15 protein-coding genes are annotated in these 14,628 nt (G+C 57.6%); 4 read left to right on the plus strand and 11 right to left on the minus strand.

Features of this window, described 5'->3' with window-relative positions; genetic code table 11:
* Positions 1–31: 31 nt before the first annotated feature.
* The 5 genes from GS611_RS13360 to GS611_RS13380 are packed head-to-tail and all read right to left on the minus strand — an operon-like array spanning position 32 to position 3,007.
* Positions 32–1,180 carry an energy transducer TonB gene (locus GS611_RS13360; RefSeq protein WP_171636400.1) on the minus strand — a complete coding sequence of 383 codons (1,149 nt, stop codon included), beginning with the start codon at positions 1,178–1,180 and terminating at the stop codon, positions 32–34.
* A complete protein-coding gene (locus GS611_RS13365) occupies positions 1,177–1,554 on the minus strand; it encodes a biopolymer transporter ExbD (protein WP_152460515.1) in 378 nt (125 codons plus the stop codon). The genes GS611_RS13360 and GS611_RS13365 overlap by 4 nt, the downstream gene beginning before the upstream one ends.
* 4 nt (positions 1,555–1,558) lie before the next feature.
* The gene (locus GS611_RS13370) at positions 1,559–1,885 is read right to left on the minus strand and encodes a biopolymer transporter ExbD (protein WP_171636402.1); all 327 of its coding nucleotides are present in this window, start codon (positions 1,883–1,885) and stop codon (positions 1,559–1,561) included.
* Positions 1,886–1,916: 31 nt separating this feature from the next.
* A complete protein-coding gene (locus GS611_RS13375) occupies positions 1,917–2,582 on the minus strand; it encodes a MotA/TolQ/ExbB proton channel family protein (RefSeq protein ID WP_171636404.1) in 666 nt (221 codons plus the stop codon).
* Complete coding sequence (locus GS611_RS13380; RefSeq protein ID WP_171636406.1) at positions 2,579–3,007, minus strand: hypothetical protein; 429 nt, start codon at positions 3,005–3,007, stop codon at positions 2,579–2,581. The genes GS611_RS13375 and GS611_RS13380 overlap by 4 nt, the downstream gene beginning before the upstream one ends.
* 512 nt (positions 3,008–3,519) lie before the next feature.
* Here GS611_RS13380 and GS611_RS13385 point away from each other — a divergent pair.
* Together GS611_RS13385 and GS611_RS13390 are read left to right on the plus strand one after the other, a co-directional pair.
* Positions 3,520–4,470 (plus strand): FecR domain-containing protein, encoded by a 951-nt coding sequence (locus GS611_RS13385; protein WP_253285047.1) that lies wholly within the window; start codon positions 3,520–3,522, stop codon positions 4,468–4,470.
* Between the two features lie 57 nt (positions 4,471–4,527).
* A complete protein-coding gene (locus tag GS611_RS13390; protein ID WP_348539747.1) occupies positions 4,528–6,759 on the plus strand; it encodes an adenylate/guanylate cyclase domain-containing protein in 2,232 nt (743 codons plus the stop codon).
* Between the two features lie 59 nt (positions 6,760–6,818).
* Here the strand turns inward: GS611_RS13390 and GS611_RS13395 are convergent, their stop codons facing one another.
* From GS611_RS13395 to GS611_RS13420, 6 genes are all read right to left on the minus strand, one after another.
* Positions 6,819–7,814, minus strand: coding sequence for an ABC transporter ATP-binding protein (locus tag GS611_RS13395; protein ID WP_171636408.1), 996 nt, complete (start codon positions 7,812–7,814; stop codon positions 6,819–6,821).
* A complete protein-coding gene (locus tag GS611_RS13400; RefSeq protein WP_171636410.1) occupies positions 7,811–8,845 on the minus strand; it encodes a Gfo/Idh/MocA family protein in 1,035 nt (344 codons plus the stop codon). The genes GS611_RS13395 and GS611_RS13400 overlap by 4 nt, the downstream gene beginning before the upstream one ends.
* Positions 8,842–9,681, minus strand: coding sequence for a carbohydrate ABC transporter permease (locus GS611_RS13405; RefSeq protein ID WP_171229417.1), 840 nt, complete (start codon positions 9,679–9,681; stop codon positions 8,842–8,844). Before GS611_RS13405 ends, GS611_RS13400 begins: the two co-directional genes overlap by 4 nt.
* Before the next feature lie 10 nt (positions 9,682–9,691).
* Complete coding sequence (locus tag GS611_RS13410; protein WP_171118044.1) at positions 9,692–10,606, minus strand: carbohydrate ABC transporter permease; 915 nt, start codon at positions 10,604–10,606, stop codon at positions 9,692–9,694.
* A 63-nt stretch (positions 10,607–10,669) separates the two neighbouring features.
* Positions 10,670–11,920 (minus strand): ABC transporter substrate-binding protein, encoded by a 1,251-nt coding sequence (locus GS611_RS13415; RefSeq protein ID WP_171636412.1) that lies wholly within the window; start codon positions 11,918–11,920, stop codon positions 10,670–10,672.
* Positions 11,917–12,840, minus strand: coding sequence for an N-acetylmuramic acid 6-phosphate etherase (locus GS611_RS13420; RefSeq protein ID WP_171636414.1), 924 nt, complete (start codon positions 12,838–12,840; stop codon positions 11,917–11,919). The genes GS611_RS13415 and GS611_RS13420 overlap by 4 nt, the downstream gene beginning before the upstream one ends.
* Positions 12,841–12,998: 158 nt before the next feature.
* On the opposite strand from GS611_RS13420, the gene GS611_RS13425 reads away from it, so the two are divergent.
* Positions 12,999–13,886, plus strand: a complete 888-nt coding sequence (locus GS611_RS13425) for a BadF/BadG/BcrA/BcrD ATPase family protein (RefSeq protein ID WP_171636416.1) — start codon at positions 12,999–13,001, stop codon at positions 13,884–13,886.
* Positions 13,873–14,628, plus strand: a complete 756-nt coding sequence (locus GS611_RS13430) for a GntR family transcriptional regulator (RefSeq protein ID WP_171636418.1) — start codon at positions 13,873–13,875, stop codon at positions 14,626–14,628. The genes GS611_RS13425 and GS611_RS13430 overlap by 14 nt, the downstream gene beginning before the upstream one ends.

Consider the following 14,628-nt stretch of genomic DNA (forward strand, 5'->3'; position numbering starts at 1 on the left):
TAATCATGTTCACCTGACAAGACCCGTCGGATCATCTTATCTGATAGTAAAATGAAAGCTTCCGGCTGACGCCTCCAGGCGGGCGCGGGAAAGGTGCGGCGGTTCGAACCTGTTCTTTGGCTGCGCGCTCTATTTCCGGCGAGCCAGAGCTTTCGACGACATCAACCCAGGCCAATGAACCATCCGGGTCAATCTGAAAAAAAACACGCGCATAGCCACGACCGGCAACGTAAACGATTGGCGCCCTGTTCAGATGAACAAGAACCTGACCTGCATAGTTCGTGGTGTCTGAATTTCCCGGCCCCCGCCCGCCTGAACGTGTGCCGCCCCGGTTTTGTCGGAAGGCGTCGACACCCTCTCTTTGATACGTCGCCAGCGGTGATTCAATCGTCTGTTCCGGAAATCTCAGAGCGTCAAAGTTGCTTGACGGATCCAACGCACCCCGCAGGGTGGGTTGCGGGCGTCGGTCTGGAAGGCGAGGCCGCAATGACGTGGCTACGGCCTGTTCGGATCCGTCCACGCTTGCATCGGGTACGGTCAATTCGGCGTCTTCATCCAGAGGTTCTGACGCTTCTTCCGGTATCACAGGTTCAAGTGGGGACGTGTTTTCCGGAACAACCGGAGCCACCTCGACTGGTAACGCGGCGATCTGTTGTTGTTCCTCGGACACCGGTTCTTCGGCAGAAGAAGGCTCAACCGGATCGACCGCCTCTTCCTTAGGCACCTCGGGTGTTTCGGCCAACGCTTCAGGCCTTGCCGACGCAGCGCCTTCGGCTTCGGCGGCTTCGCCTTCGTCCTCCAGGTTCTGGTCTACAGGGTCCACGACAATCTCATCCGGCGCCCTCGGCTGGATAATCGTTGAATCCCCGGTGTCGGGCGTGAACGTCTCTTGCGGATTCGGCGAGGCCACGCGGGCATCACTTGTCGGAACTTCTGCCTCCTGCGGCTGGGTTGGCGGTTCCACCGGAGGGGTTGGCGGTTCATTCGGAGCGGGCGGTACGGGTTCGATCCTGGTATCGGCCAACTCTTCGAACGCGTTGCTGAGTTCGATTGTGTCGGTACCGGGTTCCCCGGAAGCCGGATCTGACAACTCTGGCACCGTGACAATCAGGCCGATCAGATGCACCAGTACGGAAATCGAAATTGCAATGATTGCAACAGAAATGGACCGCCTGATCATTCTAGGGCCTGTTCGGTCACCAGAAAAACGGTTGGCGCACCCAACCGGCGCAAACTGCTGGTGATCTCCATCAATCGAGAGGCCGACGCATTCCTGTCCGGAACGATCCGCACAGGCCCCGAGTCATGCGCGGCCATGAAAGCTTCCGCCTCGATCGGATTGCCGCGAAAGCTCAACGTCCCGTCCCGATGAAGAACAAGCGCATCCGGCGGCTCGCGGCCGTCAAGGTCCGCTGTATTCACCAGATCCAGATCGGGATCCAATGGCGGTGCAATCGTACCCGTAATCAGAAAAAAGATCAGGATCAGAAAGACGACGTTGATCAGCGGAATGGTGGAATCACGATTTCGACCGGGTCGGATGTAACGGATCATTGCCTCACTCCAACACCCTGACCGTCAAACCTTCGCGCCCACGCAATGGGACAAGCAGGTCCACAAGACGTTGCGCAGTTGTCTCCGGATCAAGGCTCACCAGCACCTGACCGGCTTGGACCTGATCGAACAATTCCTCAAGCGACAGGGGTTGACCGTTCAGGACAACACGTGTGGGGCCAAGTTGCACGAAAAGGCGTTCGGGCGGCGTTGCGTCGGCATTCCCGCCTGTGGCGGCGCTGCTCAACTCGATCTCGCTGAACCGCGAAAACGTTGAGGACAGCATGAAAAACAGCAACAGCAGAAAGATCACGTCGATAAGGGGTGTCATCGACATGCGCCGCCGCACAAAAGGCGCAGTGTTACGCATGTTCTGGGGCGACCGGGGCCTGTGCCGCTGCCTCTGTACTTTGGATGGAATGACCGGGAACCAGAACCGTACGCAAAGCCTTGTCCGCAAAAACACGCTCGCGTGCGGTTCGGCTTTCAAGCCAGGACAAAACCATCGACGTTGGCATCGCAACGGCCAGACCAACGGCCGTGGTGATCAGGGCCACCCAGATCCCGCCGGCCAAAAGAGACGGATCAACCGATGATCCAGCGGTTTGCAAGCTTTGGAAAGCACTGATCATACCCAGAACCGTACCAAAAAGACCCAGCAAAGGCGCCAGCTGCGCCACGGTGTCCAGCAAACGAAAACCACGTTCCAGCCCGGCAAGCGCCAAACCCGCTTCGGCATCCAGCCGGTCATCGGCCCCCGGAACACCAGATGCGTTCATCGCCGCGCCCACAATAGGGGCAAGATAGCTGCTGCTGTCCGCCAGCCTTGCGCGCGCGGCACTGTGATCTCCTGCGTCCCAGGCTGCCAGAGCTTCAGACAGCACCTTGTGCCGCCCGACACCGCAGGCTGCAAATTGCCAGAGTTTGTAGAGGGTGACGGCCAGCGTCAAAACCGACATGGCGATCAATATCGCCACCACCGGCCCGCCGAGGTCAAATATCTCACGTAGTGCGGCTACAGGACTCATCCCAACAACTCCATTTCCACCCTACTGCTGAGCGTGAGGGTGCTGTCGCATATGTCACTTTCGGAACCATCCACGACGCAGGAGTTCGCGCCGTTGATCAAGGCTTGTCCAACTGTGTCACATGTTCTGTTGGGAAGGTCGAACTGGCGCACCCGGGGCCGGTCGGCGGGCAAGTCACGAAAGTCGAAAAGTGAAAGGTTCAAAACACCACCTTCGGTGTCGAAAATGACGGTTTCGAACACGGCACCGTCGATTGGCTGCCCGGTTTCATTCTTGACCAGAAACGTCAACCTGCACGCGTTGGCGACATTCTCGGCCGAGTTCAGCTCCACAAAGAGCCGTGCAGCAGAATCGGATTGTGCAGGCGCTGTGGACAGCAAACAGCCAGAAAACATGGCCGCGACCATAATGCGACGAAACAGCATGAACAGACTCCGTGTTGCAGCGCTGGAACAATCGGGCAGCGACCGTCAGCTTGCCCATCTGCGTTTCTACCCGAGGGACATGTCACATTAAAGAGCCGCGAAGGGTGGCAAAGTAAAAGGGTCGTCAGCGCGTGTTGATATACGTACGTTCACGGCAAGACATACGCTGCGCAATCAGAATTTCAACTGCACACAATGCTGCTCAGCGCATCTGGACAACCAGCAAGTTGATGTCGGATCTAATTTGAAAAGTCGCACTTTTTCCAAACAGGTGCTTAAGCCGCAACAAAAGGTTCGAAACTGCGCCCGATTAAGGCTGCACAGAAGCGCCCCCAAAGCGGATTTGGAACGTCGTTTTCACTTAATTCTTGCTAAAAGCGCGAAAAATAATGCATATTTGTCTACATTTTTAATGCATATGAATAATAACATGCTTTTCGAGAGGCAAGCGTCGAGCACAGCGCGGTTTCCGTGCTTGAAAGCCCATTGGGGGAAAGGGTTCGAGTTTGTCGTTGTTAAAGATTGTAATGGTTCTTTGCGTTGTCGCGGCCATACCGTCGCAGACCATCGCCAACATCGGAAAAATTATTAGCGTCAAACAAGGCGCCCAAGTTGTTCGCGCGGGAAAAGCACAACCCATTTATTCAGGAATGGAGGTTGCGTCCGGCGACGCGCTCAGCACGGATCAGACTGGCGTAATCCAAATCGTTTTTGTGGATGACACCAAGATTGCCATCGGCCCCAACGCACGCATGGTGCTGGATGTGTCCATGCTGCGAAGTAACCGCAAAGCCAAGAGCTTTGCCGTTCAGGCCTTGGGTGGCAGTTTTCGGTTTATTTCCGGAAAAAGCCGAAAGAAAGCATACTCGATCAGGACTCCGTCGGCGACAATGGCCGTGCGCGGCACCACCTTCGACATGTGGATCGTGTCGGAAAAGCAAAGCGCGATGCTTGTCCTGCAAGGTACGGTCCGCATGTGCGGCAGTCAGGGCGCGTGCAGGTCTTCGGGGCGTCAATGCAGCATGTTCGCAACAAGCGGAGACGGAGGAGTTGGACGGCCTGCCGATCAGGCGCAATACGAACAAGCGCTGAAAAGCGGGTTTCCATTCGTTCAGTCTCAGGAAGGGCTGCTGCCCCCTTTGCAGGTACGCGTTGAAGGGTGCTCAGGTGATGGAGCGCCCATACGGCGCATCGAGACAGACCGGTCGGAAGCCCGTAGAGACCCTCCTCAGCAACGTGAAGCGCAGAATACGGTCACTGGACCTTCGCCTTCCGCGAACAATGAACCGGCAAGAGAAGAACCGGACCCTGCGGAACCCGAACGCGAAGAACCTGAGCAGGAAGAGCCCGACAGAGAAGAACCGGAGCAGGAAGAACCTGAACATGAGGAACCCGAACGGGACGAACCGGAACCTGAGGAGCCCGAACGGGACGAACCAGAGCGGGAAGAAACTGATCCGTAATTGCTCGGGAATTGCTGTTTAACACGCAGTTCCAGTTCCATTTGTCTGGAGGATGGTGTGAGCGACAAGGTGCGGAAATCCAGGAACGGGCGATGGGCCTTCCGCCTCGTGGGGCTGGGGCTGATCCTTTTGGGTTGCTTCATCCGGGCGTGGGATCCGTACCCGGTTCGAATGACGCGCCTGATCTATTTCGACGTTTTGCAAAGATTATCCCCGCGGGAGTTCAATCCCGAACTCCCCGTGCGCGTCGTGGATATTGATGAAGCTTCGCTTGCCAGCTTTGGACAATGGCCCTGGCCCCGCACTTTGGTTGCGCAGTTGGTTCAAAATCTGGGTGACTACGGCGCCGCGACGATTGCGTTCGACATGCTGTTTGCCGAACCTGACCGGTATTCGCCGTCTCGCCTTCTGAATGATCCATCGCTGGCGGGCGTACTGACTGTGGAACGCCATGCCGAAAAGCTGGACAACGATGTCTTGCTTGGAATGGAAATGGCCTACTGGCCCGTGGTGCTGGGCGTGGCCGCGCGATTGTCAGCCAAAGGTGAACCCATTGCGGCCAAGGCCGGAATCATTGAATTCGGGGAAAGCCCCGCCGAGGGGCTGATCTCGGTTCCGCATTGGACGCCGATCGCGCCACCATTGGATCGGGCGGCGGCGGGTGTCGGCGGGGTCAATGTCTCGCCCATCGGTGGGACCGGCATCGTAAGACGTGCACCGGTTCTTTGGAACGGTCCGGACGGTCCGCTGCCAAGCCTTGCCGTCGAAGCACTCAGGGTCGCTCTGGGTGAGACCAGCATTTTTGTGGAAGGCGCGCCTGACGAGGCTGGCATCATGCTGGCCGTCGAAATCGCCGGATACCGTTTGCCGACAACCGAGAATGGCGAGCTTTGGCTGAAGTACCGGCGGGACAGCCCCGACCTTTACATTTCAGCCAAGGATGTTCTGGAAGGTACTGAAGACCCTGGGCTGCGATCTGAAATCGAAGGAAGAATTATCCTGATCGGAACTTCCGCTGCCGGTTTGTTCGATATTCACCAGACGGCACTTGGCGAAAGCGTCCCCGGTGTTTCAATTCATGCCCAAATGATCGAGCAGACTCTGACCGGGGAAATGCTCAGCCGGTCTGACATAACCGCAGCACAGGAACTGCTTGCCTTTGCGTTTCTGGGGCTTGTGGTGATTGCCGTCATGTCCAGCTTTGGTGCCATCGCATCCTTCATCGCCGGTGGCATAGCCGCCGCAGCCGTTCTTGCCATCAGTTGGCTGGTTTTTCAAAACCAATCCATCCTGTTCGATGCCACCTTCCCCCTGATTGGAGGCATCGCAAATTTCGGTCTGCTGGCGGGGTATCTTTTTGTTTCGACCGAGCGCGAAAAGCGCCAGATTCGAAAAGTCTTTTCGCATTACGTGGCCCCGGAGATCCTTGATGAAATGGAGAATTCGGGCCACCAGCTGCAATTGGGCGGAAAAAGTCAGGAAATCACCGTGATGTTTTCGGATATCCGGGGATTTACCGCTCTGTCCGAGTCCGCGTCGGCAACGGAACTTGTATCCTTGCTGAACGCGCTGTTTTCTAAGCTCGGAGATCAGATCCTGCATGAGCGTGGTACGATCGACAAGTTCATCGGTGACGCCATCATGGCCTTCTGGAACGCGCCTTTGCCTGTTGCGGACCACCCGTGCCGCGCAGGGCTTGCCGCGCTCAGGATGCGGCGTGCCTTGGCACAGTTCAATGCATCCGAGATCATGCGGAACCGAAAGCCGATAGCGCTGGCAACCGGAATCGCCACGGGGCAGGCCTGCGTCGGCAACATCGGATCGCAAAAACGGTTCAACTATACGGTTATTGGAGACGTCGTGAATGTTTCGGCACGGATCGAACAATGCTGTCGAACGGTCGAGTATGACATTGTCGTTTCAGACGCGGCGTATCAAGCCGGGCGAGATGACCTGGCATTTTTGCAGGCAGGCCAAGTTGACCTGAAAGGCAAAGCCAACCCAGAGCCCGTTTTTGTTCTGGTTGGAGATTCCGCTTTGCGGAAGACCGACGCGTTCCAGGAACTCGTTGCTCGGCACGGTAAGTTGATTGCAGCATTGAGAACCCGAAAACCTCAGGGCGACATCGTGCGCATGTGTCAGCATTGCGAACAACTTGCCGCAGATATCGAACCCGGATTGCGCCAGTTCTATCGCGCTTTGGCGGGTCGCGCCGCTGATTTCCGCGCGGCCTCATCATCCGGGCCGGTCATGTTCACCCGAAACACCAGAATAGCCGGTGGTGTTTAGGCGGCGCTGCATGGAAAAGTCGGCTGACTTCGGCCCCCAGAGCCCTGCGTCAGTGACTGTCACGCGAGACGCGCACCCTGTGCGTCGAAGCGATAGACCCTGCCAGGAGAATATCCAAATCGGATGCTCTGACCGGCTTCAACCTGATGCTGCCCAAACAGGCGCGCGGTGATCTGGTGATCCTGCATCATAGCAATCACGTTGGTGTCACCGCCCAAATGCTCGACATGGGTGACGTTTGCGACCACCGGACCGTCGTCAGACAAAAACAGGTCTTCCGGCCGGATACCCGTTGTAATGTCTGCGCTTTCGCCGATCATGCTGGCAGGAAAGAAATTCATCGACGGCGCCCCAAGAAAACCGGCCACGAACTGGTTGGCGGGATTGTTGTAAAGCTCCATCGGGCTGCCGACCTGTTCCACACACCCGTCGCGCAGAACGACGATTTTATCGGCAAGAGTCATTGCCTCGGTCTGGTCGTGGGTCACATAGATCATCGAAGCGTCAAGCTGCCGGTGCAGGTTCGCAATTTCCAACCTTGTATTCATACGCAGAGCCGCATCGAGATTGGACAGAGGCTCGTCGAACAGGAACAGCTTTGGTTCCCGGACGATGGCACGACCGATGGCGACGCGCTGGCGCTGTCCACCGGACAGTTCGGAAGGATACCGGTCAAGGTAAGGTTCGAGGTTCAGCATCTTGCTTGCCCTTTCGACACGCTCGTCGATGACCTGCCTGCTCTGGCCCTCCTGTTTCAGCGCCAATGACATGTTCTTGCGCACGTTCAAGTGGGGGTAGAGAGCGTAACTCTGGAACACCATCGCGATACCGCGTTTCGAGGGCGGGGTGAGGTTCATGAGCTCTCCGCCGATGCGCACTTCGCCCGACGTCACATCCTCGAGCCCCGCGATGACACGCAAAAGGGTGGACTTGCCACACCCCGAGGGGCCGACGAAGACGACGAATTCGCCGTCTTCCACCTCGATATTGATGTCTTTCAGAACCTCGACGGTGCCGAAGGATTTGTTCACGTTTTGCAGCGTCAGGGCGGTCATGTGCGTGCCTCTTTCAGCGAAATGGGTTGGCCGGTACGGATGCTTTCATCAGCGGCCAGGCAGATGGCCAGCGATTGCACGGCGTCGTTCATGTGGCGGGTCAGATCGAAATCTTCGGCGATGGCGCGCAGCATATAGGCCTGTTCAGCGTCGCAGAGTTCCTGATGGCCGGGCTCATTCGGCATTTCGATTGTCCGGTCGCCGTCAGGACGGTGGACCAGAAGACCGCCAACCTTGGTGTGGCCGTCAATATCCGCGGATGCGCCCTTGTTGCCATCGGCGATTGATACCGATCCGTTGGGGGACACGATATCTTTCACGAAAAAGGCAGTCTCGGACATCATCGGGCCCCAGCCAGCCTCGTACCAGCCGACCGAGCCGTCTTCGAAGATCACCTGAAATTGGCCGTAGTTATACATGTCTTCGGCAATCTCATCGCTCAGCCGCAGGCCCATGCCATGCACGCGGACGGGATCGGAATCGGTGATCTGGCACATCACATCGACGTAATGCACGCCGCAATCGACGATAGGCGATGTCGTCTGCATCAAGGCCTTGTGGGTTTCCCATTCGACCCCGCTGCTTTGCTGGTTCAGGTTCAGACGAAAGACATACGGCCCGCCGAGATCGCGCGCCTCCGAGATCAGTCGCATCCATGACGGGTGGTGCCGCAGAATATATCCGATCACCAGTTTCCGGCCGGTTTCCACTGCTTTTGCGACCACGCTTCTGGCGTCCGCAACTGTCGTGGCCAGTGGTTTTTCAACAAAGACATGCGCACCTGCTTCCATTGCGGCGCAGGCGAAGTCTGCGTGGCTGTCGGAATAGGTTGCGACGACGACCAGATCTGGGTTTGTCTCGGCCAGTGCCGCCTGAAAATCCGAATAGGCCGGATAGCCTGACAGTTCGGGATGGTCTACATGACCTGTGCGGTTGACCAGCCCCACGATCCGTGCGTCGGGGTGGCGATGATGGGCCAAGGCATGGCTCAGGCCCATGTTGCCAAGACCAGCGATCAGAACCCGGGTCATTTGACAGCTCCTGAGGTGATACCACGGATCAGCTGGCGCGAGAAGATGACGTAGAGCACCAGAACTGGCAGGATCGCCATGCTGAGCGCGGACAGAACCGCGTTCCAGTCGGTCACAAACTGGCCGATGAAGACCTGGCTGCCCAACGTCAGGGTTTTGGTCTCTTCAGCGGGTGCCAGGATCAAGGGAAACCAGAGATCGTTCCAGATCGGGATCATGTTGAACACGGCGACGGTCGCCATGGCGGGCCGGACCAGAGGCAGCACCAACCGGAAAAAGATCGTGTATTCCGAAAGCCCATCGATGCGCCCTGCATTCTTCAGGTCATCACTGACCTGGCGCATGAACTCGGACAGGATGAACACCGCCAGCGGCAAACCCTGTGCCGTGTAGACGAAGATCAGGGCCCAGAGCGTGTTCACAAGCCCTGTGGCGACCATCATCTCCAGGATCGCCACGGTGCCGATGCGGATCGGGATCATGATCCCAAGCGCCAGATACAGGCCCATCAACATGTTGCCCTTGAACCGGTATTCGCTGAGGGCAAAGGCGGCCATGGCGCCGAACAGCAGGATAAAGGCCAGTGAAACAACGGTGACGATCAGCGAGTTCTGAAAGTAGAGAAAGAAATCCCCCTGCTTCATCACCGTCTGGTAGCCGATCAAGGAAAAGCTTTCGGCATCAGGCAAGGCAAGCGGCTCGCGAAAGATGGCCCGGCGCGTTTTGAAGCTGTTGATGATGATCACGAAAACCGGGAACAGCGCGATCAGAGTGTAAAGGATCAGCGCACCATGCATTGCGGCGGTGTTCAGTGGATTGGAGCGTGCCTTGTTCATTGCAGAGCCCTCACAGCTGATACCGGCGCATCCGGGTCTGGATGCCGAAAAGGTAAATGCAAACACCCACAAGGATGATGGCGAACATGGCGCCGGCAATGGCGGACCCCATATACGGATCACCCAGTTGCAGCTGGAAACCAAAGAACGTGCGGTACATGAAAGTGCCCAGGATGTCGGTCGAAAAATCCGGCCCCGCCAGCGCGCCTTGAGAGACATAGATCAGGTCAAACGCGTTAAAATTGCCCACGAATGTGAGGATCGAGATGATCCCGATCGAAGGCAGGATCAGCGGCAGTTTTATTTTCCAGAAAGCCGAAGCTCCTGTGATCCCGTCGATCTCTCCGGCTTCAAGAATTTCTTCGGGGATCGACAGAAGGGCCGCATAGATCAGCATCATCGGGATGCCGACAAATTGCCAGACCGAGACAAGCGCCAGAGTTGTCAGCGCGTATTCTTCCTTGCCCAGCCAAGGCGCGAACAGGGATTTCAAGCCAACCGCGTCCAGCATCGAGGGCGCAATCCCCCAAAGCGGAGACAGGATCAGTTTCCAGGCAAAACCCACGATCACGAAGCTCAGGATCGTGGGAATGAAAATGGCCGACCGGTACAGTGCGGCAAAGCGCAGCCTCGGGTGTGACAGGATCGCGGCCAAAGCGATGCCGATGGGGTTCTGCACCAGCATGTGGATCAGGAAGAACCAGAAGTTGTTGCCCAGCGCATTCCAGAATTGCTCGGACCAGAGCGGATCAAGGAACAAGGTTCGGAAATTCTCCAACCCCACATACACACGCGCCTGATCGACTTCGGTAAACAGCGCAAGGCGGAGCGTGTTGAACAAGGGCAGGATCATCACCGCCGTGTAAACTAGCACCGCAGGTGCAAGGAAAACGGCGATGTGCCAGCGTATGCGGCGGGTCTGCATGGGGATCTCCGGGGAAAAGGTGCCGGACGCGACGGGCCGCGTCCGGTGAGAGTGGTTCAGGTCTTACTGATGCGGTGCGTACCAGCTGGCCAGCCCGTCTTGCAGTTTCTTGCCCAAAGCCTCAGGGCTTTCGGTGCCCTTGATGGCTGCAACGGACGCACCCCAGGTCTCGTTTTCGAGGTTGGGCGTGCCACGTGACAGGATCTGATAGGTCGAACGGATGGTGCTCTCGCACTCATCCCGCCATCCGACGATTTCCTTGGCAAGGGGATCTTCCAGTTCAACCGGAGTATTGGACAGAGGGAAGAAACCGGGAACCGCATTGCCAAAAATGCTGGCGAATTCCGGGCTTGCGACCCAGGCCAGGAACGTGCGGGCAGCCTCCTGGTTTTCACTGGCAGCGTTCAGACCGATGCCGATATCGGTATGGTCCGAGATATAGCAGGTGTCACCGGCATTTTGGACCGGCGGCTTGAAGGCGCCCATCTCAAAATCTGCCTGCGTGTTGAAACCTGCGATTTCCCAGCTGCCTGCCGGATAGATCGCAGCGCGGCCCAGCGTGAACAGGTTTTGGCTGTCGGGATAGGTCTGCGCCTCATACCCGTCGCCCAGATACGCGCCCCACTTGGCCAGTGTCGCATAAGGTGCAACCCACTGTGGGTCGGTCAGCTTCTGTTCACCCTTGATCAAGGCCAGACGGCCTTCTTCGCCCTTCCAGTAGTTTGGGCCGATGTTGTTATAGCCCATCGTTGCGGCTTCCCACTGGTCGTTGGTGCCCATTGCCATCGGAATATAGGTGCCGTCTTCCTTGATCTTGTCCAACACCTCAAAGAATTCTGCCTCGGTGGTCGGAACCTCCAGACCCAGTTCGTTGAACGCATCCTTGTTGTAGATAAATCCGTGGATCACCGATGCCATCGGAACACAAAAACTGGCCGACCCATCGTCTGTCTGCCACGCCGATTTGGCTACGTCTGAGAAATTATCCATCGCATCCAAATCGGACAGGTCGGTCAGATGGCCCGCTTCGTACAGCGCCAGAGAAGCATCGAACGGGCGGCAGGTGATCAGATCACCGGCGGATCCGGCTTCCAGTTTCGAATTCAGAACCGCATTGTACTCCGCCGGGGCTGAAGGCGAGAAAACAACTTTGATACCTGGATTGGCCGCCTCGAAAGCAGGGATGATCTTTTCCTGCCAGAGAGCGAGGTCGTCGTTGCGCCAGCTTTCGATTGTCAGCGTGGCGTCTTGCGCATAGGCGCTTGTGACCAGCGCCGTGCTCATCAGAGCTAGGCTCAGAACTTTGCGTTTCATTTGGTTTCTCCCAGGTTGCTATGTTCGTTATTTTCATTCAGCCGGTTCATCGCATGACGCAGATGGCCATTCGTTTCAGCCAGTCGCTTTTGTGCATCCTCTGCCGATGCGGCACCTGCGGCGACAAGTGCCGCGCATTTCAGGTTCCCATCCGCGGCCCTCAGGGCATCATCAGCACGTTCCGGTGATACGCCGGTAAGCTGGCACACGATTCCGTTGGCGCGTGCCCGCAATTTGTCATTGTCCGCCCGCAGATTGATCATCATGCCGTCCTGAATATGCCCAAGCTCGATGGCCATCAGCGTCGACAACGTGTTGAGAGCTATTTTCTGCGCAGTGCCGGCCCCCATCCGGGTTGATCCCGAGATCAATTCCGGAGGGGTCGCAAGCAGAACGGCATGGTCCGCCAGTTGTAACAATTGCGAACCCGCGTTGTTTGCAATCCCGATCACGGGCGTCCCCCGGTCGCGCGCCAGTTTTGCGGCAGCGACGGTATAAGGCGTGGTGCCGCTGGCCGAGACCGCGATGAGCGTATCGTTGGCAACCATATCCGACACCTCTTGCGCCAGCCCATCAACAGCGTCCTCTACATCCCCCGGCATGTCTGCCGTGATCGGCATTCCACCCGCCATATGAATGCGGATCTGCTGCGACGGGATGGAAAAGGTTCCGCCAAGCTCAAGCGCGTCCGAGGCCGCCATGAGGCCGGAAGACCCCGCCGCAAGATATCGAAGCTTGCCGCCCGACCGGATCGTCTGGGCCATGGCCGTCGCCCCGCTGCAAATCGGGCCAAGCGCATCAAGCACTGCCGTTGCCGCTGACACCTGCGACCGCGCCAGCAGGCCGGCAACTTCGGCCAGCGGACGGGTATCAAGCCCATGCGCATCCTGATGCAATTGTTCTGTCGCCGGCGTAATCAAGTGATTCTCCCCCAAGAACTCTCGATATCATACCTTTTAAATACCATTAGTCTACCATTTATTTTTTTCCATATTTTTGGCCGATATAGCATGAAATTCGCCGCTTTGGTCGCAATTAGGACTTCAAAACACGTAAAAGGTATTATAAAGGTCTGTATATGGTAAAGTCATCAAAACCTATGTTCCTGGCCGCCGACGGGGGCGGAACGCGTTGCCGCGTCGCCGCTTTTGTTGATGGCAAAACACACAGAGTCGAAGTCGGCGCAGCAAACGTGTCCACGGATTTCGAGGCCGCCTGCATCGAGCTGCAGCGCGGTCTGGAAGCTCTGGCCGTTCAGGCGGGCCGTTCGCCCGAGGAGCTTGCGCAAGCGCCCGCCTATCTGGGCCTGGCCGGGATAACAGGTGACGCAATTGCCCGGAAACTTGCGACGGCATTGCCATTTCGGCACGTCCGGATCGAAGATGATCGCGCAGCAGCTTTGCGCGGCGCATTGGGGGCCATGGACGGGTTTGTCGCACATTGCGGTACCGGTTCTTTTGTCGCAATGCAAAGGGGTGGCACGATGAAGTTTGCCGGCGGGTGGGGCCCTGTTCTGGGCGATCAGGCTTCCGCGCAATGGGTTGGCAAACGGGCGCTGGCCAAGACGCTGGAGCACACGGACGGCACGGCCGGCCCTTCAGCATTGGCGCAGGATCTGCTGTCTCGATTTGGCGATGCCGCAGGAATTGTACGGGCCGCCGCTGACATGACGCCATCGGACTTTGGCGCCCTCGCCCCGCTTGTGACCGAGATTTCCAATCGCGGGGACGACTTGGCCAGATCCATCCTGCAGGACGGTGCGGGCTATCTGATCGACGTGATGAAGAAAATGGGCTGGAACGTTGGCCTGCCCGTTTGTCTGACCGGCGGAATTGGCCCCCTTTACGCGCCCTACCTGCCTGCGAACATGCAATCTGCTCTGGTCCAGCCCGCAGGCGATCCACTGTCCGGCGCACTTGCATTGGCACAGGCGTATCTGGAGGAAATCGAACATGAACATAGCTGATTTCCTGCGGCCCGAAGGATGGTTGGGGCACAGCTCGGGCCCGCGCTATGTACAGCTCCGTCAACGCCTTGAACAAGGGATCAAGGACGGCATCCTGCCTCCCAACAGTTCGCTGCCCCCTGAAAGAGAAATCGCCGAGATCACCGACCTGTCCCGTGTGACCGTACGCAAGGCCATTCATGAGCTGGTGCGCAAAGGTGCAATCGAGCAAAGACAGGGGTCTGGGTCGTTTGTTCGCGAACCCGTAGCGAAGGTTGAACAATCGCTGTCCCATCTGACATCGTTCACCGAAGACATGGAGCGGCGCGGGCTCAAGACGACCTCTACATGGCTGGAGCGCGGGGTTTTCCTGCCGTCCCCGGAAGAAATGATGGCATTGGGCTTGTCGGCAAATGAACAGGTCGCGCGTATCTACCGTCTGCGAGAGGCAGGAGGACGCCCGATGGCGTTGGAAAAAGCGGCCCTTCCGCTCGATATCCTGCCGAACCCCACCGACGTGACGGGGTCGCTTTACTCTGTTCTTGAACAATCTGGTCTGCGACCGGTGCGCGCGATCCAGAAAATCTCGGCCATCAACCTCGAACCGCCCGAGGCAGAGCTTCTGGATGTTGCGGAAGGTACGGCCGGGCTTCGGATTCAACGCACCTCATATCTGCAAAGCGGGCGGGTCGCTGAATTGACCCGCTCGATCTACCGCGGTGACGCCTATGACTTTGTGGCCGAACTGCGCCTGTCAAATTGA

This window comes from Ruegeria sp. HKCCD6119 (assembly GCF_013110585.1).
In the GTDB taxonomy this organism is placed as follows: Bacteria; Pseudomonadota; Alphaproteobacteria; order Rhodobacterales; family Rhodobacteraceae; genus Ruegeria.

Bases quoted from the DNA above. Each gene is read 5' to 3' on its own strand.
- GS611_RS13360 (WP_171636400.1), bottom strand. From the start codon at position 1,180: ATGATCAGGCGGTCCATTTCTGTTGCAATCATTGCAATTTCGATTTCC.
- GS611_RS13365 (WP_152460515.1), bottom strand. From the start codon at position 1,554: ATGATCCGTTACATCCGACCCGGTCGAAATCGTGATTCCACCATTCCG.
- GS611_RS13370 (WP_171636402.1), bottom strand. From the start codon at position 1,885: ATGACACCCCTTATCGACGTGATCTTTCTGCTGTTGCTGTTTTTCATG.
- GS611_RS13375 (WP_171636404.1), bottom strand. From the start codon at position 2,582: ATGAGTCCTGTAGCCGCACTACGTGAGATATTTGACCTCGGCGGGCCG.
- GS611_RS13380 (WP_171636406.1), bottom strand. From the start codon at position 3,007: ATGCTGTTTCGTCGCATTATGGTCGCGGCCATGTTTTCTGGCTGTTTG.
- GS611_RS13395 (WP_171636408.1), bottom strand. From the start codon at position 7,814: ATGACCGCCCTGACGCTGCAAAACGTGAACAAATCCTTCGGCACCGTC.
- GS611_RS13400 (WP_171636410.1), bottom strand. From the start codon at position 8,845: ATGACCCGGGTTCTGATCGCTGGTCTTGGCAACATGGGCCTGAGCCAT.
- GS611_RS13405 (WP_171229417.1), bottom strand. From the start codon at position 9,681: ATGAACAAGGCACGCTCCAATCCACTGAACACCGCCGCAATGCATGGT.
- GS611_RS13410 (WP_171118044.1), bottom strand. From the start codon at position 10,606: ATGCAGACCCGCCGCATACGCTGGCACATCGCCGTTTTCCTTGCACCT.
- GS611_RS13415 (WP_171636412.1), bottom strand. From the start codon at position 11,920: ATGAAACGCAAAGTTCTGAGCCTAGCTCTGATGAGCACGGCGCTGGTC.
- GS611_RS13425 (WP_171636416.1), top strand. From the start codon at position 12,999: ATGGTAAAGTCATCAAAACCTATGTTCCTGGCCGCCGACGGGGGCGGA.
- GS611_RS13430 (WP_171636418.1), top strand. From the start codon at position 13,873: ATGAACATAGCTGATTTCCTGCGGCCCGAAGGATGGTTGGGGCACAGC.